The sequence below is a fragment of the Saccharothrix algeriensis genome (genome assembly GCF_016907655.1).
GTDB classification, from domain to species: Bacteria; Actinomycetota; Actinomycetes; order Mycobacteriales; family Pseudonocardiaceae; genus Actinosynnema; species Actinosynnema algeriense.
Map to the genome: position 1 here is coordinate 776,538 of NZ_JAFBCL010000001.1, position 20,058 is coordinate 796,595.

The 20,058-nt window shown below is 73.1% G+C and carries 19 protein-coding genes; 10 read left to right on the forward strand and 9 right to left on the reverse strand.

Going from position 1 to position 20,058, the window contains the following annotated elements; translation table 11 throughout:
- Positions 1–6 precede the first annotated feature (6 nt).
- Complete coding sequence (locus tag JOE68_RS03160) at positions 7–2,289, reverse strand: glycosyltransferase family 39 protein (RefSeq protein WP_204840836.1); 2,283 nt, start codon at positions 2,287–2,289, stop codon at positions 7–9.
- A 480-nt stretch (positions 2,290–2,769) separates the two neighbouring features.
- On the opposite strand from JOE68_RS03160, the gene JOE68_RS03165 reads away from it, so the two are divergent.
- Entirely contained in the window at positions 2,770–3,114 is a 345-nt protein-coding gene (locus JOE68_RS03165; protein ID WP_204840837.1) for a PadR family transcriptional regulator, read from the forward strand.
- Positions 3,111–3,734, forward strand: a complete 624-nt coding sequence (locus JOE68_RS03170; protein ID WP_204840838.1) for an HAAS signaling domain-containing protein — start codon at positions 3,111–3,113, stop codon at positions 3,732–3,734. The genes JOE68_RS03165 and JOE68_RS03170 overlap by 4 nt, the downstream gene beginning before the upstream one ends.
- 127 nt (positions 3,735–3,861) lie before the next feature.
- Here JOE68_RS03170 and JOE68_RS03175 read toward each other — a convergent pair whose 3' ends face one another.
- The gene (locus JOE68_RS03175; RefSeq protein WP_204840839.1) at positions 3,862–4,428 is read right to left on the reverse strand and encodes a hypothetical protein; all 567 of its coding nucleotides are present in this window, start codon (positions 4,426–4,428) and stop codon (positions 3,862–3,864) included.
- A 262-nt stretch (positions 4,429–4,690) separates the two neighbouring features.
- On the opposite strand from JOE68_RS03175, the gene JOE68_RS03180 reads away from it, so the two are divergent.
- Together JOE68_RS03180 and JOE68_RS03185 are read left to right on the forward strand one after the other, a co-directional pair.
- Entirely contained in the window at positions 4,691–5,362 is a 672-nt protein-coding gene (locus JOE68_RS03180; RefSeq protein ID WP_204840840.1) for a response regulator transcription factor, read from the forward strand.
- 53 nt (positions 5,363–5,415) lie between these two features.
- Positions 5,416–6,912 (forward strand): sensor histidine kinase, encoded by a 1,497-nt coding sequence (locus tag JOE68_RS03185; RefSeq protein ID WP_307819482.1) that lies wholly within the window; start codon positions 5,416–5,418, stop codon positions 6,910–6,912.
- 413 nt (positions 6,913–7,325) lie between these two features.
- On the opposite strand, the gene JOE68_RS03190 is transcribed toward JOE68_RS03185, so the two are convergent.
- The 4 genes from JOE68_RS03190 to JOE68_RS03205 form a co-directional block, all read right to left on the reverse strand.
- On the reverse strand, positions 7,326–8,318 hold the full coding sequence (locus JOE68_RS03190) for an SIS domain-containing protein (RefSeq protein ID WP_204840841.1): 993 nt from the start codon (positions 8,316–8,318) through the stop codon (positions 7,326–7,328).
- Positions 8,315–8,866, reverse strand: coding sequence for a GNAT family N-acetyltransferase (locus JOE68_RS03195; RefSeq protein WP_204840842.1), 552 nt, complete (start codon positions 8,864–8,866; stop codon positions 8,315–8,317). The genes JOE68_RS03190 and JOE68_RS03195 overlap by 4 nt, the downstream gene beginning before the upstream one ends.
- 179 nt (positions 8,867–9,045) lie before the next feature.
- Entirely contained in the window at positions 9,046–9,966 is a 921-nt protein-coding gene (locus JOE68_RS03200) for an O-methyltransferase (RefSeq protein ID WP_204840843.1), read from the reverse strand.
- A gap of 76 nt (positions 9,967–10,042) precedes the next feature.
- Positions 10,043–10,555, reverse strand: a complete 513-nt coding sequence (locus JOE68_RS03205; RefSeq protein WP_204840844.1) for a gamma-glutamylcyclotransferase family protein — start codon at positions 10,553–10,555, stop codon at positions 10,043–10,045.
- 112 nt (positions 10,556–10,667) lie between these two features.
- Between JOE68_RS03205 and JOE68_RS03210 the strand changes: the two genes are divergently transcribed.
- From JOE68_RS03210 to JOE68_RS03220, 3 genes are all read left to right on the forward strand, one after another.
- Positions 10,668–11,897, forward strand: a complete 1,230-nt coding sequence (locus tag JOE68_RS03210; protein WP_307819484.1) for an MFS transporter — start codon at positions 10,668–10,670, stop codon at positions 11,895–11,897.
- Positions 11,894–13,168: a hypothetical protein gene (locus tag JOE68_RS03215; RefSeq protein WP_204840846.1), complete on the forward strand. Its 1,275-nt coding sequence runs from the start codon at positions 11,894–11,896 to the stop codon at positions 13,166–13,168. Before JOE68_RS03210 ends, JOE68_RS03215 begins: the two co-directional genes overlap by 4 nt.
- 324 nt (positions 13,169–13,492) lie before the next feature.
- On the forward strand, positions 13,493–14,287 hold the full coding sequence (locus JOE68_RS03220) for an SDR family NAD(P)-dependent oxidoreductase (protein ID WP_204840847.1): 795 nt from the start codon (positions 13,493–13,495) through the stop codon (positions 14,285–14,287).
- Positions 14,288–14,309: 22 nt separating this feature from the next.
- On the opposite strand, the gene JOE68_RS03225 is transcribed toward JOE68_RS03220, so the two are convergent.
- Positions 14,310–15,587 (reverse strand): RNA polymerase sigma factor, encoded by a 1,278-nt coding sequence (locus JOE68_RS03225; RefSeq protein WP_204840848.1) that lies wholly within the window; start codon positions 15,585–15,587, stop codon positions 14,310–14,312.
- Complete coding sequence (locus tag JOE68_RS03230; RefSeq protein ID WP_204840849.1) at positions 15,584–15,955, reverse strand: YciI family protein; 372 nt, start codon at positions 15,953–15,955, stop codon at positions 15,584–15,586. Before JOE68_RS03230 ends, JOE68_RS03225 begins: the two co-directional genes overlap by 4 nt.
- A 240-nt stretch (positions 15,956–16,195) precedes the next feature.
- Between JOE68_RS03230 and JOE68_RS03235 the strand changes: the two genes are divergently transcribed.
- The 3 genes from JOE68_RS03235 (at position 16,196) to JOE68_RS03245 (ending at position 18,407) form a co-directional block, all read left to right on the forward strand.
- Positions 16,196–16,624, forward strand: a complete 429-nt coding sequence (locus JOE68_RS03235) for a hypothetical protein (RefSeq protein ID WP_204840850.1) — start codon at positions 16,196–16,198, stop codon at positions 16,622–16,624.
- A gap of 430 nt (positions 16,625–17,054) precedes the next feature.
- On the forward strand, positions 17,055–17,555 hold the full coding sequence (locus JOE68_RS03240; protein WP_204840851.1) for a YbaB/EbfC family nucleoid-associated protein: 501 nt from the start codon (positions 17,055–17,057) through the stop codon (positions 17,553–17,555).
- 18 nt (positions 17,556–17,573) lie between these two features.
- Positions 17,574–18,407, forward strand: coding sequence for a WXG100 family type VII secretion target (locus JOE68_RS03245; protein ID WP_204840852.1), 834 nt, complete (start codon positions 17,574–17,576; stop codon positions 18,405–18,407).
- Here JOE68_RS03245 and JOE68_RS03250 read toward each other — a convergent pair.
- Entirely contained in the window at positions 18,373–19,047 is a 675-nt protein-coding gene (locus JOE68_RS03250; protein ID WP_204840853.1) for a hypothetical protein, read from the reverse strand. The genes JOE68_RS03245 and JOE68_RS03250 overlap by 35 nt on opposite strands.
- Positions 19,048–20,058 lie beyond the last annotated feature (1,011 nt).

A 20,058-nucleotide genomic window follows, 5' to 3' on the forward strand; every position in this document is an offset into this window, starting at 1 on the left:
CCTTCCTTACTCGGGAACCGCTCGTGGGGTGGGCTGACCCGGTGCGGTGAGGTCCACGCGCCGGTAGAAGACGTGGTGGTCGTCGGCGTAGGCCGGTTCGTACCCGGAGCGCACCAGGGGGCTGTCGTGCAGGCGCCGCCACACCTCGTCCTCGCCACCGGGGGTGCGTCGCATGTGGATCCAGCGGATCCCCTGCGCGACCGGGTCGTGGAGAGCCTGCTCCCACTGGCGGAAGCTGCCCTCGTAGACGATCCGCCCCGTGGGCGCCCGGGAGTCGAAGCTGACGGTCTCGTTGCTCCACGACTGCATCAGCACCCGGCCGCCGTCGTAGTGCTCGCGCAGCCAGGAAGCGGCCTGCGCGTTGACGCGTTCGGCGGCGCTCGCGCGGAAGACCTCCGCTTCCCGCGCCGTGACCGGTGCGGCCAGGAGGAGCTGACCGCAGCCCGCCAGCACCGCCGCCGCGGGCAGGAGCCTGAGCGGCACCCGATCCGCGGCCACGGCGAGGTAGGCGGTGAACACCGCGGCGGGCAGCACCATGACGAGCGCGAACCGGACGTTGTAGAGGTCGCCGCCGATCTCGGGCACGTGCAGCGGCCGTTGGCCGGAGTACAGCGCGCAGACGAAGAACGGCAGGAACACCAGCAGGGGCAACGGCGCCAGGGCCGCGCCCCGCAGCCTGGTCCGCCACGCGAAGCAGGCCAGGCCGACCGCGCTCAGCGCCGCCACGACCGGCCCGAGGACGTGGACCGCGGCGTGCGCGTAGGTCCGCAGCGACGTGCTCCAGTCGCCGACGGCCCGCTCTGCCCCGTCGACCCACAGCGCGGGCTTGGCGAACTCGCCCCGCAGGAAGTGCAGCGGGTCGCCGAAGATCGCGGCGTTCCACATCACCCAGCCGACCGCGCCGCTGACCGCCAGGCAGCCGAAGAAGAGCAGGTCGGCTCGCACGAGGACCAGGGGCTCCGGTGCGCCCCTCGACCGCTGCCACGAGCGCACCGCGACGACGACCGCCACCGCCGCCAGGAACACCCAGCCCTCGTAGCGCACCAACGTCGAGCAGAACACGGCGAGGGCGGTCGCCAGCAGGTGCCGGTAGTCGCCCTCCCGGCACCAGAGCAGCAGGTGCCAGGTCGCCGCGGCCAGGCAGGCCAGCAGCAGCGCCTCGGTCATCGGCGTGCTCTGCAGGTACAGGACGTTGGGGTTCGCGCAGAACACCAGCGCCGCCGCCACCGCGCCCGCGCGGCGCCCGGTGAGCGCCAGGCCGATGCGGTACAGCCACCCCGCGGTGGCGACGTAGGCGCACATGGACACCGCGCTCGGCAGGACGCCGGCGTGGTACCAGGGCTCCGCCACGACGAGCGGCAGGGCCAGCACGTGCGGCAGCGGCAGCCAGACCCCGCCGAGCTGCGCGGCCCCGGGCGTCGAGGCGTCGAGCACCCGGCGGGTGATCAGCAGGTGCGACACCGCGTCCGGGTACGCCAGCGTCATCCCGCTCGCGGCCACCGCGGCGCAGGCGCCGACCGACAACACCACCGCGACCGCCAGCACCGCAGGCAGGAGCGGGTCGCGTGGCCGGACGACCCGGTCGGCGACGCGGCGGACCAGGCCCTTCCGGAGGTCCGGCACGCTCACCACCGGACCACCGCCGTCCCGTCCGGGCGCGGTCCGGACCAGGATCCTCGCGTCACGTCGACGCAGCTCGTCGAGCAGGTGCTCGCGCGTCCCGGCGGATCGCGCGGTCAGGTCCAGGTCGGCGAGCGTCCGCCGGTCGACGAGGTGGTGGGCCGGGCCCCGGCGGAGGCGGCCGGTGCGCGGCGCGGCCGGGAGCACCGCGGACCGCAGCCACGACAGCCCGCGACGCGGCGCGTCGGCCCGGTCGCGCCAGTACGCGACCACGAGGTCGGCCCGCTCCGCCCGCGCCGTCGCGAGCATGAAGGGCAGTTGCGCCGCGGGGATGCGGCCGTCGGTCAGGAAGATCCGCCGGTGGTCGGTCTCCGCCAGGGCCACCGCCAGCCCCGCGCGCGGCGACCCGTGCTCGCCCTCACCCGTCCCGTGGCGGACCGCCCTCACCCGGTCCGGGTAGCGGTCCGCCAGCCCGGCGGCGACGTCGCCGGTGGCGGGAGGGCTGTCGTCGGCGAGCACGAGGAGCACGCAATGCCGTTCGCCGGCCCGGTCCAAGGTGGACAGCATGTCGTCCACCGCGACTGCCAGGTCGCCCTGGTCCCGCTGCACGGACATGACCACGGTGACGCCCTCGGCGGCGCGCGGCTCGGCTGGACCCGGGCGGGGCATCTGGGTAGTCACCTCTCGTGGCGGGGACCGGCTCGTCGCGGTACGGCCGACGCGACCGGATCGCGATCACCCGACGGCCCTCTACCGCGACCGAGCATGGATGTGGCGCACCGTTGCCGCAAACGGAACGGATGCGATAGCGAGCCCTTACACCCGTGCAGGTGACGACGGGGCAGCGCCGTGATCGTGACGCCCGTCCAGGGCGCGAGGTCGACCGAGCAGGTCCTGGCCGGTTCGCCGGGCCAGGGCACCGACGAGTCGCGGCTGCGCCATCGTGCAAGCGGCCGAACGCCTTCGGCTCAACACGTGCGTGGTGTGATCCACGCGTTCAACGAGCGGGGGTTCGCTGCGCTGAACCCGAAATGAAGTGGGGGACGCCAAGGTGATCGGTGAGCTGTGCGGTAGCAGTGGCCCATTGTGCGGACTGCGGGCACACCATGTCCTACAAGCTATCGTGCAGCGCAAGGTAGCCTGTAGAGCATGAGCGATGGGCGGGACCCGTTGACGCAAATGCGGCGCGGGGTGGTCGAGTACTGCGTGCTCGCGCTGCTGGGGCAGCGGGAGCGGTACGCGGTGGAGCTTGTCTCCGTGCTGGGTCGGCACGGGCTGATCGGCGGTGAGGGCACGATCTACCCGTTGCTGTCCAGGTTGCGCAGGCAGGGACTCGTGGAGACGACCTGGCAGGAGAGCGCGACCGGACCACCACGCCGCTACTACCGGATCAGTCCGCAGGGCGCCGCGGCGGTGGAGCGGTTCGCCCGGGACTGGACGGCGTTGAGCGAGTCGGTGCGCGAGATCATGACTGGAGAGGGCGATCGGGCATGAGCAAGTCGGTGACGCAGCACCCGCTGATCTCCTCCTACCTGGACCGGCTCACGCGTGAGGCCGTGCCGCTGACGCCGTCTCGCCGTGAGGAACTGGTGCAGGAGATCCGGTCGCACATCGAGGACCTGCTGCCCGCCGGTCCGTCCGAAGCGGAGGTCTCCGACGTGCTGGGCAGACTGGGCACGCCCGAGGAGATCGTGGAAGCGGAACTGGTCGACATCGAGGAGGCCACCGGCGGACGAGCAGGCAGGTCGCCGCTGCGCACCGCGATCGCCTCACTGCGGCCACGGGATGTGCTCGGGATGGTCCTGTTGTTGACAGGAGGCGCGGTGCTGCCTCCTGTGGGCTACCTGGCCGGCGCCGCGCTGGTGGGCCTGTCGCCACGCTGGTCGCCGGCGGCGCGACTGCTGCTGGTGGCGCTGCCCTGCACGGCGGGGATGATCGTCCTGACCGGTTTGGACGGCTGGTACACGCCGGCCGATCTGGTGGAGGACCCCCGCCGGATGTTGACGGGGTTCCTCCACCTGGGCTTCGACGTGCTGCCCTGCACCGCTGTCCAGGTTCTGGCGCTGATTGCGGTACGGCTCCTGCCCGGTCGGCTCGGCGCCGGGCGCAGGTGAGTCCGACGGCAGCACCGGTCGCCTGTCGGCGACCCGTCCGCCTCGGCGGCGCCGACCGATCGTTGTGTGCCACCCGGCCCGGGTGGCACACAACGATTCCGGCTGCGCAGCGAACGCGCTCTCGTGACTAGCAGTTCCTCATCCGGTCGACCGGCGTCCAACTTCCGCTGGCATCCTTGCTGTGCGCGGGCGGCGTCTCGTAGATCACCGTGCCGGCATCGTTCATCATCCGCGCCACGGTGTTCTTCGACTGGTTGTTGTCCCACGATCCCGGACCGACCCACGTTTCAGGGATGTCGTACACCTTGCAGGCGTACATGTCGATGTGCGTTCCGGTGAACCCCTCACCCCGGTATGCGCAGAAGTGCAGGTGGTCCGCGTGCCTTCCGTCGCAGTTCGCGTCCAGGGCGCCGGGGCCGAGCTTCCGGGGCTGCGCCTCGCCCGGCAGCGCGATCCTGATGGTGGCGCCGTCGAGTTCGATCCGGTTCAGCGCGACCTGCCTGCCGCCGAGTTCTTCCAGGTACCCGTCGGCCTCGGCTTGCAGGGTGTCGACCTGCGCGGTGGTCAGCCCGGCCGCTGCCCCCTGCGCGGCGAAGTCGCCACCGACGACGGGTGCGGCGTGGGCCGCCGCAGCTCCACCGATGGAGAGCACCGCGGACAACAACACGGTGCCGAGCCTGCTCGTGAATCGCATGTGAAATCCCTCCGCTTTTCGCACTTTCCTCGATCGGATCGCAGTGGTCCGTGGACGAGGAGAACTCCCCTCCTCCACCGGCCCGGTCCGCCGGGTGTTCCGGGCACCCCCCGTTCTTCCGGCCCGGCCACCCGGCAGGATCGACCTGTTGCGCTCGACCCGCGGACCGGCGACACCATGGCAGACGGAAGCTGAAGGCGACCTGTAGAAGCCTGAAGCGGATTTCAGGGACAAGCGGCGGCGGCTGCGCCATGGTGGAGGTATGCGGGTACTGGTGGTGGAGGACGACCGGCGTCTGGCGGGCCTGCTCGTTCGTGGACTCGTCGCCGAGAATTTCGCGGTCGACGTGGAGCACGACGGCTCGGACGGCCTGTGGCGGGCGACCGAACACGCCTATGACGTGATCGTGTTGGACGTGATGCTCCCGGGCCTCAACGGCTACCGGGTGTGCGGCCGACTGCGCGCCGCCGGGGTGTGGACACCGATCCTCATGCTCACCGCCAAGGACGGCGAACTGGACGAGACCGAGGGCTTGGACACCGGCGCCGACGACTACCTGACCAAGCCGTTCTCCTACCCGGTCCTGGTCGCCCGGCTGCGGGCACTGGTGCGCCGCGGCGGCCCGGCCCGCCCGGTCGTGCTGCGCGCCGGGGACCTGGAACTGGACCCGGCCGCCCGGACCTGTCGGCGCGGGCACCAGGCCATCGCCCTCACCGCCAAGGAGTTCGCGGTGCTGGAACTCCTGCTGCGCCACCAAGGGCGAGTGGTGACCAAAGCCGAGATCATCTCCGGGGCCTGGGACGAGGCCCGCGAACCGGACCCGAACCTGGTCGAGGTCTACATCAGCACCCTGCGCCGCAAGATCGACGCACCGTTCCACCGGCACACCATCACCACCGTCCGCGGCGTCGGCTACCGCCTCGACGGCCGTTGAGAGGCCCACCCGTGAACGGACGGACTTCCCAGTCGCGCGGGCTGCGCCGACGCGTGACCGCGATCGCCACGGCGGTCCTCGCCGCGCCTGTCCTCGCCGTCGCCGCGTTGGCGGCGGTCTTCCTGCGGGAACAGGCCATGCGGCCGGACGCCGCCCCCTACCGGTACGCGATCATCTGCGCCGGGACGTCCGCCGACAGCACCAAGCCACGAGTATCCCTTGCCGGCGAACCTTCGCCGTCCACACCCCTCCGGGACCGCCACTGCGTCCGTGATGCGAACCGCATCGAGACGCCTTCTCTGAGGCTCGGTGACCTCGGGCCGCGCAAGTTACTGGACCCGGACGACACGGTGCGCGTCTTCGCGTACCACTACTCGACCGTCTCTGTTCCCGACTTGTCGTTGTGGCCATTCACGGACCCCTACGACATCATGCACGTGCAGATGGTCGCCTTCGGCGAAACGGCTGGTTTCCACCCGTTACCGGCAGGGGAGAGCACGCGCATCGAAGAATTCGAGTCGGTGACCGCGGTGAGCATGGAGGTGCAGAAGGCACGGGAACAACTGGCGCAGGCACAACGAACCCTCAACCACCAAGTGCTGTCGCTGTCGGGCGGCGCGTTGGTGCTGATCGGTCTGTTCGGGTGCGTGGTGTGGGTTGCGATGGGTCGGGTGCTACGGCCCGTGGAGGCGATCCGACGTGAGATGGCCGACATCACCGAGCACGACCTGTCCCGCCGCGTTCCCGTACCCCGCAGGCTCAACGAGGTCGCCCACCTGGCCGCCACCGTCAACGCCAACCTGGACCGACTGGAAGTCGCCGTGGAGGACAACCGGCGCTTCGTCGCCGACGCCTCGCACGAACTGCGCAGCCCCCTCGCCGCACTGCGCGCCGAACTGGAGATCGCCACCGCACACCCCGGACAGGCCGACTGGCCGGCCGTGGTCGACGCCGCCCTGGCCGACACCGACCGCCTGCAACGCCTGGCCACCGACCTGCTCCTGCTCGCCCGCCTCGACCACACCACCAGCGCGGGTGCCGCCGGTGAGAACGTCGACCTGATCGCCCTGGTCCGCGACCACACCACCCACCGCCGCAGCCGCCACGCCCTCACCGTCGGCCTGCCCGACCGCCCGACACCGATGCGCGGCCGGCGCGCCTTGCTGGAGCGCCTGCTGGGCAACCTGCTCGACAACGCCGAACGCCACGCCGCCACCACCATCACCGTCCGCCTGAGCACCGTTGACGGCCGCACGGTCTTGGAGGTTCTCGACGACGGCCCCGGCATCCCGCCCGAAGACCGCGAACGCATCTTCGACCGCTTCACCCGCTTGGACGACGCCCGCACCCGCGACACCGGCGGCACCGGACTCGGCCTGCCCATCGCCCGCCGCATCGCCGCCGCCCACCACGGCACCCTCCACGCCACCGACCGCCCCGACACCGCCGGCGCACGACTCGTCGCCGCCTTTCCCAGCGGCCCGCACGACACTTCGAGGAACACCGGTACCGGCGCGGAGCACACCACCACGGACCGCGGAGGGCGGTGACCGCCTCAGGCGGCAGCAGCGGCGTCACCACCGGGTCCAGCGGAATCCTCAGGCGGCGCAGGCACCTCCGCTGGAGCAGGCCGTGGGCAGCGCACCCGACACCTCCACCCCCGCCGCGGTCGAGCACGCCGCGGGTATGCATCCCCTCGATCCGCACCCCGCACACACGCAGCCGACGCCGCCCGCACAAACCGCACGGCGACAAGGCTTACGACACCGCCACCTGCGCGACCGGTTACGCGCCCAGGGCATCATCCCGCGCATCGCCACGCCGGACGCGGCACCGCAACCCGCCCAGGCCACCGCTGCCGGGTCGTCGAACGCACCCTGTCCCGGCTCGCCGCCTTCCCCGGCCGACAGGCGTCCAGGTCATCGTGCATCGTTCGCGCACAACGATCGCCTCGTCCGCCTGGTCACAGCTGCACGGCGCGGATGGCGCCCGCCCACGGCTCGGCTTCGAGGTGCGTGAGGTCGGGGTTCGCGTCGAGGCGCACGGCCGCCGCCGACACCAGCCGCTGGAACGGCAGCACGGTCACCAGCGGGCGCGCCAGCGGGTGGGTCGCCGCGAACCGCACGTCGCCGTCCTCGGCGACGATCAGCGTCGTCGCGCCCAGCTCGTCGAGCAGGCCCTTCAGGTCGGCGGTCCGGCCGCCGTCGGCCGCGGAGCGGAGGAGGAACGCGGCGGTCGAGGAGGAGAACACCGCGGGCGTGCCGTGCAGCGCGAACTCGGTGTGCAGGCCCTCCGCCCAGCGGTAGGTGCCCTCCTTGAGCTTCAGGGCCGCCTCGTCCGCCGTGATCGCGTCGAGCCCGGTGCCGGTGACGATGGTCGGCGTCGCGGACACGACCGCGTCCACCGCGTCGGCGGGAAGCGGCAGGGCGAGGGTCTCCCTCATCGCCGCGGGCGCCTCGGCGAGCGCCTCGGCCAGCCCGGTGGCGTCGAACGCCCGCGCCACGAGGCGTCCCAGCACGACGAGCGCCGCCGTGTACGACACCGTGTGCGTGCTCGCCTTCTCCTGGGGGCAGGTATGCACGACCGCGTCGGCGACGGGGGCGTCGACCCCCGCGCCGGTGACCGCGATCGTCGACGCCCCGGCCTCCCGGGCCGCGGCCAGCACCCGGTTCGGGTAGCGCTTGGTGCCCCTGTGGCTGACCACGACGACCTGGTCGGCCGGCTGCACGGACTCGCCCAGCGCGAGGTCGTGCGCGTCGATCGCGGCCGGGCGGACGCGGCCGTCGGTGGCGATCCTGGTCCACGCCGCCGCCACCCGGCAGGCGTGCAGCGACGTGCCGATCCCGGTGAACACGACGGGGCGGTCGGGGTCGAGCGCGGGCAGTTCGGCGTCCAGCAGCGCCGCGACCACGTCCGGCTGCTGTAGGACGTGCTGGTCGAAGGCGAAGCCCGTCATGGCGTGGTGTCCTGTCCGTCCTGGTAGCGCGATAGGTTCTCGGGGAAGACCAGCTGGAAGACCGCGAGGTCCACCAGCCTGCCCAGCTTCATCCCGATGTGCCGGATCAAGCCGGTGCGCACGAACCCGTGCCGCTCGACCATCCGGATCGACGCGGTGTTGGTGTCCGTGTTGAAGCTGATGATGGTGCTGTAGCCCACCTCGCGCGCGAAGTCCACCAGCCACCCGGTCAACGTCCCGCCGACGCCCGTGCCCCGGGCGTCGGCCGCGACGTAGATCGAGATCTCCGTGCTGGGGAAGTACCCGCCTCGGGCCGCGAACGGGCTCAGGGTGCCGTAGCCGAGGACGCGACCGTCCCGCTCGGCGACCACCGCGGCGTTGCGACCGCTGTGCGCGGCCAGCCACGCGACCATCTGCTCGGCCGTCTTCTCCTCGGTGTCGAGGGTGGCATCGGTGTGCCGCACCGCGTGGTTGTAGATCGCCCGCACGGCCTCCAGGTCGGCGGCGGTGGCCGCCCGGACGGTCGTGGTGGGTGCGGAGGTGGTCATCCGGTGGACTCCTTCAAGCGGACCGGGTTCTTCGAAGCGGTCACGTGCCGCCGGGTCGCGAACGGCGTGCGGCGCTCCGGGGGCGCGGTCGCCGGTTCGGCCGTTCCCCCGGCGCCGGCTCGGACGAGCGCGGCCTTCGGGCGCGCGGTGAGGGCGGGTACAACCGGTGGACAGCCCGTTCACCCCTCACACGGCAGCCCGTTCCTCCGGTACACGCCGACGCCTTCGGACGTCGGGATCACGCGGTGCACGTCGTAGAACTCCCCCAGGTGCGCCGCCCACTTGGCGAACTGGGCCTTGTTGTCGGCGATGCGGCCCGCGAAGTAGCGGTTCCCGGTCGGGTTGTCCAGCAGCACGTTGTGCGCCACGAGCAACGCGCCCGGCGGCAGCGCGTGGCTGGTCGCCCGCGTGTGCGGGTAGTAGATCGCCTTGTCCCGCAGGTCGGGGTCCGGCGCGTCGAGGGGGCCCTCGGCGTCCAGCACGCACAGGTCCACGTCGCGCAGCGTGCGCGCGTACTCGGATGCGTCGGCGACCACGAAGTCGACCAGGTCCGAGTAGCCGAGCGCGGCGATGTTGCGCTCCGCCAGCGACATCACGCCCTCGTCGATGTCGACGAGCGTCACGCGCCCGCCCGCGGCGGCGACGGCCGGCAGCGCCCAGATCGCCCAGTACCCGTAGTAGGAGCCGAGGAACACCGGGTTGCGCGGTCGCACCTGGTGCGAGAGCGCGAACATCAGCCGGGCTTCCTCGGGGAAGATGAAGGTCGTCCGGCCGGCGTGGTCCCACCCTTTCGCCACGCGTTCGGCGAGTGCGTCGAACGCGTCGACCGGGTAGTCGCTGCCCGGCACGAGGCCGTCTTCCGCGAGCAGCTCGAGCGCGTTCGTCACGAAGGCGTGGTCGTCCACCGGAAAACGCGTGGACAGGTTCTGCTTGTCGCGGTCGAGTCCGAGTTCGGCCAGCTCGTCGAACCGCGACTCGACCCAGCACGAGTAGTCCGCGCGTGCCATCAGCCCGTTCCGGAAGTTCCGGTATTCCGCGTAGCCGCGCAATGTCGCGTCGATGACGGCGTAGGCCGTAGCCAACCGCACGGTGGCAGTCATTGAATCTCCCTGTGGGACTCGCGGCGGATTCGCCTTCGCGGGTTCGCCGGGAACCGGTCGGGCGAGTGGTGGGTGTTCACTCCTCCGGCGGGAGGCCGGCGCGCGCCGGGGCCGCCGGGCTCTTCCGCGCGGTCGCGGCCGAGGTGCGCCACACCGGGGCGGCCTGCCGCCAATCGGAGCATCGCCGCAGGTAGGAGGGCAGGTCGAAGGCTTCCCTGGCCCAGTCGCGGGGAAGCACCCCCCAGTCGGCGTCCGCACGTGCGCCCGCGACGTACGCCCCACCGCGGCCGACGTCGAGGTCGATCTCGCGCAGTTCGTAAGAACGCGCTTCGAACGCGTCCACTATCCGCCATTCGGTTGACGTGAGGTCGGTGAGGAGCACACCGACGGCTACTCCCGCACCGGGCACGAGAACGGGGAAGGGCCGGTCGCGCAAGGCGGCAATACGCCATCCGGGTGCTGTTGCCGGCACGGCCGCCGGAACACGGCCGAGCAGGACTTCCAGCACTTCCGGGAAGGTGAGGCTGCCATACGCGAACAGCGCATCGGGCCGGTCCGCGAGTCGGTCGCGCCCAGTGGGGTCGATCACGCCTGCCACTGTTCCGGAAGCCTCCCGAAGTGGAAAGGAAGCCCTGGGAATCGACGTGTGATCTTCATCACACCACATTGTGCGTGAAATGCCCCCGTGTGAATGTGCGTGGGTGGGCAGCGCACGAGGGGGCGGTTTCGGGCTGCTGTGGGCCGGTCAGACGGCCAGCGTGGTCGGGGGCCAGATCGGCGACGTGTCCGTGCGGCTGTTCGCCGCGACCGCGCTCGCCGCGACACCACTCCAGCTGGGCTTCCTGTCCGCGGCCCAGACCATCGGCTTCCTGCTCGTCGCGCTGCCCGCCGGAGTGCTGGCCGACCGGGTGCGCCGTCGTCCCGTGCTGATCACCTGCAACCTGCTGCGCGCGGGTCTGCTCGCGCTCGTGCCCCTGCTGTGGTGGCTCGACCTGCTGACGCTCCCCCAGCTGCTCGCCGTCGTGGTCGCCGCGGGCCTCGCGCAGGTCGTGTTCGACGTGACCTACCAGTCGTACGTGCCCGCCCTGGTCGGTCGCGCGGGACTGGTGGCCGCCAACGGACGCCTGGAGTCCACCCGCTCGACGGCGGTGGCCGCGGGCCCGGCTCTCGGCGGCGTGCTGTCCCAGGCCCTCGGGGCCGTCAACGCCGTCTTCCTGACCTCCATCGGCTACCTCGCCTCGGCGTTCCTGCTGTCCCGCATACGCGCGGTGGAGGAACGGCCCGCGCGTCCCGAGGCGCGCTCGCTGCGCGGTGAGATCGCCGAGGGTCTGAAGTTCGTGCTGGGCAACGGTCTGCTGCGCGCGACCACGGTGGCGGCCACGATCTTCAACTTCAGCTACGGCATGACCCAGCCGCTGGTCATCGTGCTGCTGGTGCGCGAGCTGGCGCTGACGGAGGCCGCGGTCGGTGCGATGCTCGCGCTGGCGGGGGCAGGCGGCCTGGTCGGCGCCCTGGTGGCGGGCAAGGTCGCCGACAGGATCGGCCGCTCGCGCGCCATCTGGGTGTCGGAACTCGCGTGCGTGCCCGCGTTCCTGTTGCTGCCGCTGTCGTTCCCGGGTCGAGGGCTCGCGTTCTTCGCCGTGGGCTTCTTCCTGATGCACCTGATCCTGTCGGTGTTCAACGTGTCGAACCTCAGTTTCCGCCAGGCGATCTGCCCCGACCGGCTGCTCGGTCGCATGAACGCGAGCGTGCGCTTCCTGATGTGGGGCGCGCTGCCGCTGGGTGGTGTGGCGGGAGGTGCGCTGGGCACGGCGCTCGGCACGCGTTGGGCCCTGGTGGTGGCCGGCGCCGGTTTCCTCTTCGCCGCCCTGGTGCTGCTGGCCTCCCCGCTGCGGCGGTTGCGGGACCTCCCCGAGGCGGTGGCGGCGTGAACCCGGTGACGGCGCGGTACCTCTCGAACCCGGCGCTGGTCGACGCGGTCGGTGAGGCGGAGGTGCCGCCCGCCTACCGGCACTACCGGAACGGCAACCTGCTGTCCCGCCCGCTCTTCGTGCCGGAGACCGAGCTGCTGGCGTGCGCCCGCGACGCGATCGCCGTGCTGGACCTGCTGGGATCGCTGCCCTCGCGCGTGTTCGACGGCGACGTGGCGCGCTACTGCTCGGCCCTGGGCATCGATCCGGCGACCTCGGACCTGCTCGTGTCCTACCACGACGGACCACCCGTCCGGTACGGCCGCGCGGACTTCTACCACGACGGCTCCTCGTTCAGGATGCTGGAGTTCAACGTCGCCAGCGACCTCGGCGGCCTGGACAACGCCTCGCTGCACCGGGCGCTGCTGGGCGTGCCCGCGTTCGCCTCGTTCGCCGCGGAGCACCGGCTGGGGTACGTCGACACGGCCGCCGAGGTGGCCCGGTCGTTGCGCGCGGCGGCGGGGGCGCCCGATCCGGTGGTGGCCCTGGTGTGCGCCGACTCCGACCTGCCCGCGTACCGCGACCTCCTGGGTTCCGCGCTCGAGGCGTTGTCCCGGGCCGGCCTGGAGGTGGTGCTGGCCGGGCTGGGCGGGGTGCGTGCCCGCTCCGGGCGGCTGCTCGTCGGCAGCAGGCGGGTCGACGTGGTGCTGCGGTACTTCACCGTCGACCACGTGCCGGCGAACGCTCCGGCGGTCGCCCGGATCCTGAAGGCCCACGCCGACGGCACGTGCGTGCTGTTCACGCCGATGAGCAGCTCGCTGTACTCCAACAAGGGCGCACTCGCGCTGCTGTCCGACGCGCGCTGGACGTCCGCCGCGGAACGGGCGCTGGTCGACCGCGTGCTGCCGTGGACCAGGCGGATCACCCGCGACCTCGTGGACCAGTGCGTCCAGGAGCGCGAGCAGCTGATCGTGAAGCCGTCGCGCGACTTCGGTGGCCGCGGTGTGGTCGCGGGCTGGGAGACGCCCGAGGAGGACTGGAAGGTGTTGTTGGACGAGGCCGTGCGACGGTGCCACGTGGTGCAACGCCGCGTGGTCCCGGCAACCGAGCCGATGGTGGACGTGACGACGGGCGAGGTGGGCGACTGGACGCCAACCTGGGGCCTGTTCGTGACGCCGGAGGGCTTCGCCGGCTCGATGATCCGGGCGGCGCCGCGAGGCAGCGGCGCGGTGGTGAACCTGGGCGCGAACTCGAAGGCCCGAGCGACCGTGGCCTTCACCTATCGCGACTGACCCTCCCCGGACGGCCGGGCGGGGCCGGGTCGCCGGCGGCGCCCTGACCGCCACCACGACGAGCGCCCGCTGACAGGCGCTGGAGGACGGGGTCGGGGTCCACCGAGGTGGAGAGGGTCGAGGCGGACGGCGCCGAGCAGTGGTTCGGCGTGCGGTCCCCGGTCACGCCGTCCGGTTGAACTCGTGCACCCGCCAGGCCGCTGACCGGCGTCGACCGACCTGTCGCCCCCGTCGGCGCGGCCCCCGGTCGCGATGGCGGCGTTCCGCTCCGCGTGGTTTGGTGGGCGGTGCCGTCGAAGGCGGCATCAGGCGGAGGGGAGCGGAATGCGTCTCGACCTGACCGGGAAGACGGCTCTGGTCACCGGTTCCACGCAGGGCATCGGTGAGGCCATCGCCACCGCCCTGGCCCGTGCGGGCGCCCGGACGGCGGTGAACGGGCGCAAGCCCGACGCGGTGGCGGGCGCCGTCGCGCGGATCCGGGCCGAGGCGCCGGGCGCGGAGCTGGTCGAGGCCGTCGGTGACGTGGCGTCGGCGGAGGGCGTGGCCGGGCTGCGGTCGGCGGTGCCCGAGGTGGACGTGCTGGTGAACAACGTCGGCGTCTTCGGCGCGCGGCCCGCGTTGGAGATCGGCGACGACGAGTGGCGGCGCTACTTCGAGGTCAACGTGCTGTCCGCGGTCCGGCTGACGCGCACGTACCTGCCCGGCATGAAGGAGCGCGGTTGGGGCCGGGTCCAGTACATCGCCAGCGACTCGGCCGTGGCGATCCCGGCCGAGATGATCCACTACGGGGTGTCCAAGACGGCGCTGCTGGGCGTGTCGCGCGGGTTCGCCAAGGAAGCGGCCGGGACGGGTGTGACGGTGAACAGCGTCATCGCGGGCCCCACGCACACCGGCGGTGTCGAGGGCTTCGTCCACGAGTTGGTGGACGACTCCCTGCCGTGGGAGCAGGCGCAGCGCGAGTTCATGCGCCTGCACCGCCCCCAGTCCCTGCTCGGCAGGCTGATCGAACCGGAGGAGATCGCCAACCTGGTGGTCTACCTCAGCTCCCCGCAGGCTTCCGCCACGACCGGCGCCGCCGTCCGCGTGGACGGCGGCTACGTGGACTCCATCCTGCCGTGACCCGGCGTGGGGCAGGTCGGCTTCATCGGCGGCCCGGCGGGTCGAGGCGGTCGGCCCTGTCGTGCAGGTACCGCTGTTCGACGTGGTTGTCCGTGAGGGCGGCTGCCTCGCGGTAGAGGGTGGCCGCGTCGGCGGTGTCGCCGGTCAGCTGGAGCAGGTGGGCGCGGACGGCGCGTTCCCGTTGGCGGGTCAGCGGATCCCGGTCCAGGCGGTGGCGCCGGTTGAGGTCGTCGAGCAGTGCCAGCCCCCGTCCGGGGCCGTGGGCCCGGGCTACCGCGACGACCCGGCTGAGCCGGACCGGTGCGGTGGGGGCGAGTCGCTCCAGCCACAGGTAGAGCGCCGCGATCCGCGGCCAGTCGGTCAGCTCGGCCGACCCGGCGGTGGCGTGCGCGGCGGCGATCGCGGCCTGCAGCCGGTACGGGCCGATCCCGCGCCGGTGCCGGACGCCGTCGAGCAGCGCGGTCCCCTCGCGGATGAGGTCCGCCCGCCACCGCGTCCGGTCCTGTTCCTCCAACGGCACCAGTTCGCCGTCGTCGCCCGTGCGGGCCGGCTGCCGGGCCTCGGTGAGCAGCATCAGCGCCAGCAGGCCGGTCGCCTCGGCGGTTGTCGCGTCGTCGGCCGGCAGGCTGTCGCGGAGCATCCGGGTGAGCCGGATCGCCTCGCGGGTCAGGTCGACGCGGGTCAGCTCGTCGCCGGACGAGGTCGTGTAGCCCTCGTTGAAGACCAGGTACAGCACCTGCATGACGGCGGCCACCCGGTCGGCCCGGTCGGCGTCGGAGGGCGGGGTGAAGCGGGCGCCCGCGCGGACGAGCTGCTGCTTGGCGCGGGCGATCCGCGTGCCCATCGTGTTCTCCGAGACGCCGTGGGCGTGGGCGATCTCGGCGGTGGTCAGGCCGCCCACCGCGCGCAGCGTGAGCGCCACCCGGGAGGTGGTGGACAGCGCGGGGTGGCAGCAGAGCAGCAGCAGGGTGAGGCTGTCGTCGGTGTCCGGTGGCGGGCCTGCGGCACGGGCGGGTTCGCGCATCGCCGACTCGGCGAGGCCGGCTTCCTGCTCGCGCCTGCGCCGGGCCCGGTCGGAGCGGAGCAGGTCGACCATCCTGCGGTAGCCGACGCGGATCAGCCAGCTGCGCGGGTCGTCCGGCACGCCGTCGGCGGGCCACGCCCGGCTCGCGGCGAGCAGCGCTTCCTGCACCGCGTCCTCGGCGGTGTCGAACCGGCCGAACCGCCGCACCAGCGCGCCGAGCACCTGCGGCGCCTCGGCGCGCAGCAGGTGCTCGACGGTCGCGGTGCGGTCGCTCACCCGGTGAAGTCCTCGCCCGTGATCGGGCGGATCTCGATCGGTTCGCCCAGCACCTCGACGATGCGCGCGGCGATCTGGACGGCCCGCTCGTGGCTGGCCACGTCGATCACGGCGAAGCTGGCCAGGACCTCCTTGAGCTCGGCGAACGGCCCGTCGGTCGCCACCACGCCGTCCGCCGTCCTGCGGACGGTGGTGCTGACCGCGGGGTGACCGAGGCCCTCGCTGCCGACGAACTCGCCGGTCTCGACCAGTTCCTGCTCGAACTCGCGGTACGCGGCGAACGCGGCCAGCGCGTCCTCGGAGGGTGTGTCGGCGGTGTCGGCGTCCCAGGCGGCGGCCGGGGTGTAGCCGAGCAGCAGGTACTTCACGGTGGTCCCTCTTCCTCGATCGTGCCCGGCAACGGTACGTGGCCCGGGCGGCGTCACGCAGTGACAGCGCGACGGCGGTGGTCACGGCTCCTCCCCGAGTGAGTGCTCGCCGTGACCACGTCGCCGGTCCGCTCGCCTCGACACGGTTCGAGTGTGACCCGGGTCACGACAGGTGGGTGTCGAGACCGCGGTGACGCCTCCGAGGTACCGGCGACCAGCAAGCGACCCGAGGAGGACGAGATGTCCGGAACGACCACCCGACCGAGCGCCGACCTGCAGGCCCTGGACCGACTGGTGGGCACGTGGGCGGTGAGCGGTGGCGCCGGGGGAACCGTGCGGTACGAGTGGATGCCCGGCCGGTTCTTCCTGCTCCAGCACGTCGAGCTGACCCAGTTCGGGCAGCCGGTCACGGGCCTGGAGGTGATCGGCAACCTGCGCCCGTTCGGCGAACCCGCCGGCGCGGACGTGGTGTCCCGGTTCTACGACTCGACCGGCAACACCCTCGACTACGTCTACGAGCTGACCGGCGACACCCTGACCATCTGGGGTGGCGCGAAGGGCGGCCCGGCCTACTACCGGGGCACGTTCAGCGCCGACGGCGCCACCGTCACCGGGGAGTGGGTCTACCCCGGCGGCGGCGGGTACCCGTCCACCATGACGCGGGTCTGATCCCGGCCGGGAGCGGTGGCCCTGCCGGAACACGCCACCGCTCCCGGCCGGGCGCCGATCCCGGCGGTCCGCTTCCACCCGGTGGGGCGGCACTCCCCTGCTCGACCCGGCACCGCCTGCCGCGGTCGCGGCGCCCGCAGAGGCGGGCCGGCGACCGGTGCGAGGACGCCGGGGCCGCCGCGCCCGAAGGGGGGCGCCGCCCCACGACGGTGTCGCGGGGCGGCGCGTCCTCCGACCCGTCCGGCGTCAAGGCCGCCGAACCGGGTGGCCGAGCGCGTGTTCCGGAAGGGCCGGACCAGGGGGCTCCGGGGTCGCTGCTTCGAGGACGTGGCGTCGGCCACGGTGCAGTGCGACCGTTCCGCCCTCGTCCGGGTGCGGGCTGTGCCATGCTGCTCGTCGCTGTTGATCGACGGGGGCACGGGAGTACGCGGTGAAGACGCCCGACGAGTGGATGCGGGAGTTCGAGGCGAAGATCGCCGACGCGCAGCGCAAGGCTGCCGCGGTGCAGGAGGGGTTGGCGAGCGCCCAGGGGTCCGCGACCTCGAAGGACGGGTCGATCTCCGTCACGGTCGCGCCCAACGGCGCGCTGACCGACCTGAGGTTCACCGCCGACGTCATGCGCAGGTCGCACACGCAGCTCGCCGCGGAGGTCGTGGCCGTCGCGAGGGAGGCCCAGCGGGCGGCCGCGGTGCAGGTCGCGGAGACGTTCGGGGCGATCGAGGGCACCGACTCCGAGACGTACCGGGTCATCACCGAGTACCTGCCCGAGCCGGTCGAGGACGAGCCGGAACGGCCGCGGTACGCGTTCGAGCAGGAGCTCGACGGGCCGGCGGCGCGCAGCGACCCGCCGCCGCGCCGGTCCGCGCCGCCGCGTCCGGTGGACGACGACGACCGCGATTTCAGCAGCGAGTCGATTTTCCGGAACCAGTAGGTCGGTCGGCGGGTAACAGTGGCAGAAGAAGAGAGCACCACCACCTGGTCCACCGGCGCAGGTGTGTTCGACAGCGTCAACGGGCTGGTCACCTCGCTGACCGCGGAGTCCGAGGGCGAGGGCGTCGACGTCATCGACGTCGCGCTGGGCGGCGCGGGCGTCGTGGTGGACCTGGTCGGCGTGGCGGTGAACCCGCTGGGCGCGCTGGCGTCGGCGGGCGTGGGGTGGCTGCTGGAGCACGTGAGCTTCATCCGGGAGCCGCTGGACGCGTTGCTGGGCAACCCGGACGAGATCAACGCCAACGTCGACCAGCTCAAGCAGGCGGCGCTGGAGATGAAGGTGATCGCCGAGGAGCACCGCCGGGACCTGGACTCGGTGTCCGGCTGGGAGGGCCGGTCCGGCGACGCGTTCCGCTCCGAGATGGACACCATGGCGGCCGAGTACGAGGCGCTCGGGTCGACCATGGACGGCACGGCGGCGATCTACGCGCTGTCCGGCGCGCTGGTGTGCGAGCTGCGGGCGCTGATCTTCGGGTGGATCTCCGACCTGATCGGGGAGCTGATCGCGGGCGCGCTGATCGCGGCGGCGTCGGCGGTGGTGACCGCGGGCGGGTCGATCGCGGCGTACGCCGGGTACGCGGGCACGCGGGCGGCGATGCTGGCGACCAGGATGGCGACGCGGCTGTCGAAGCTGGGCGCGGCGATGGCGCGCATGGGCGGCCGGATCGCGAAGCTGGCCGACAAGATGCAGGGCCTGGTCAAGGGGCTGGAGCGGTTCGCCGAGTACGGCGGCTACGCCAAGACGGCCTACGACGCGGTCAAGCCGTACGAAATGCCGCCGGCCAACGCCTGATGGCCGGCAACCGGACCGGTCGCGGTCCGTCCTCGCACCGCGGCGGTGACGACGGCAGGTCGTCGTCACCGCCGGCGGCGTCCACCCCCGCCGGCACCGGGGGTTCGATCGGCGGTCGCGGCACGCGGATGGACACCGACGCCGTCGAGAACCTCGGCGGGCGGATCACCGGCCGCGGCGAGCAGCTGCGGACCGGTGTCGCGGCGAAGCTGAACATCAGCGCCGGTTCGAGCAGCGCGGGCGTGTTCGGGCAGGTCGCGATGATCCAGGCCGACCGCGCCATCGCGACCGCGCGCAACGGCGCGGACAAGGCGGCGGAGGCGGCGGACAACGCGGGCGCGAAGACCAAGGCCACCGCGCAGACGGCCCGCGACACCGACCAGTCGGCGGCGAACTCCCTGCGCCGCATCGAGAGCCGCCCCCCGGTCACGACGTCCACCGGTTCGACGGGCACGGGCACGTCGTCGTCCCCGTCCTCGTCCTCGGCCGGCCGCACGTCCGCCGCGCCGACGCTGCCCGGCGGTCCCGCCGGCACGTCGAGCCCGGCCCGGCCCGGCGGCGCCTCGACGCCCGCGAGCCCGCCGCCGTCGTTGGGCAACCGCCTCGGCGGGCCGCCGGCGACCGGTGGGCCCTCGACCACGCCCGGCCGGTCCGGTGGCCCGGTCCCGCCGGTCACCCGGCCCGGTGGCCCCGCGCCCGGTGGCCTTCCGGGTGGTTCTCCGGGTGGCTCTCCGGGTGGTCTTCCGGGCAGCCCGGCTCCCGGGACCACGCGACCCGGTGGCGCGCCGGCCGCGCTCGACCGGCACGCCGGCGGGCCGCAGGCGGCGACGCGTCCCGATGGCGTGCCGCGCGCCGGGGGCGTGCCGGGCGGGCTCCCCGCCAGCGGGCCGCAGGCTGGTGGGGCCCAGGCTGGTGGGGCGCGTCCGGGCGGTGTGCCCGGTGGGAGCGCGCCCGGTGGTGCTCCGCGGACCGGTGGGGTTCCGGGCGGTGGGGTTCCGGGCGGGACGCCTGGCGCGCCGCGGGCGAGCAATGCGCCCGGTGGGATGCCGAGTGGTGTGCCCGCTGCGACGCCGAGTGGTGGGGCGCGGCCCGGCGGTGCGCCAGGCGCTGTCCCGGGTGGTGCGCCTGGCACTGCCCCCGGTGGTGCGCCGCGGCCCGCCGGCACGCCTGGTGGGATGCCGCCGCAGGGCGGGATCCCACCGCGAGGTGGGCACACTCCCCCAGGGGGCGGGATGCCGCCGCAGGGCGGGCCCGCGCGACCGGGTGGACCGCACGACCGCCCGTCTCCCGGCACCGCGCCAGGGGGGCGGCCGATGCCGGCCGGGAACGCGCCGCACCCCGGGCCCCCGCCTTCCCCGCAGCAGCCGAACCCCGGCCGGCCACCGCACCCCGGACAACCGCACACCGGACAGCCGCACACCGGACAAGCACACCCCGGGCAGCCGCACACCGGGCGGTCGCACACAGCGCCTTCGCACGCCGGCCAACCGCACGCCGGCCAACCGCACGCCGGGCAACCGCGCCCGGAACAGCCGTTCTCCAGGCCGCACACCGGACAGCCGCACCCTGCGCAACCGCACACCGCACACCCTCACAACGCTCAACCTCGCGCCGCGCAACCTCATCCCGGGCAACCTCACCCCGGGCAGAC

Excerpts from the sequence above, each read along its gene's own strand:
- JOE68_RS03190 (WP_204840841.1), bottom strand. The coding sequence starts at position 8,318 with ATGACGGGCTTCGCCTTCGACCAGCACGTCCTACAGCAGCCGGACGTG.
- JOE68_RS03180 (WP_204840840.1), top strand. The coding sequence starts at position 4,691 with ATGCGGGTACTGGTGGTGGAGGACGACCGGCGTCTGGCGGGCCTGCTC.
- JOE68_RS03200 (WP_204840843.1), bottom strand. The coding sequence starts at position 9,966 with ATGACTGCCACCGTGCGGTTGGCTACGGCCTACGCCGTCATCGACGCG.
- JOE68_RS03160 (WP_204840836.1), bottom strand. The coding sequence starts at position 2,289 with ATGCCCCGCCCGGGTCCAGCCGAGCCGCGCGCCGCCGAGGGCGTCACC.
- JOE68_RS03170 (WP_204840838.1), top strand. The coding sequence starts at position 3,111 with ATGAGCAAGTCGGTGACGCAGCACCCGCTGATCTCCTCCTACCTGGAC.
- JOE68_RS03195 (WP_204840842.1), bottom strand. The coding sequence starts at position 8,866 with ATGACCACCTCCGCACCCACCACGACCGTCCGGGCGGCCACCGCCGCC.
- JOE68_RS03175 (WP_204840839.1), bottom strand. The coding sequence starts at position 4,428 with ATGCGATTCACGAGCAGGCTCGGCACCGTGTTGTTGTCCGCGGTGCTC.
- JOE68_RS03220 (WP_204840847.1), top strand. The coding sequence starts at position 13,493 with ATGCGTCTCGACCTGACCGGGAAGACGGCTCTGGTCACCGGTTCCACG.
- JOE68_RS03165 (WP_204840837.1), top strand. The coding sequence starts at position 2,770 with ATGAGCGATGGGCGGGACCCGTTGACGCAAATGCGGCGCGGGGTGGTC.
- JOE68_RS03235 (WP_204840850.1), top strand. The coding sequence starts at position 16,196 with ATGTCCGGAACGACCACCCGACCGAGCGCCGACCTGCAGGCCCTGGAC.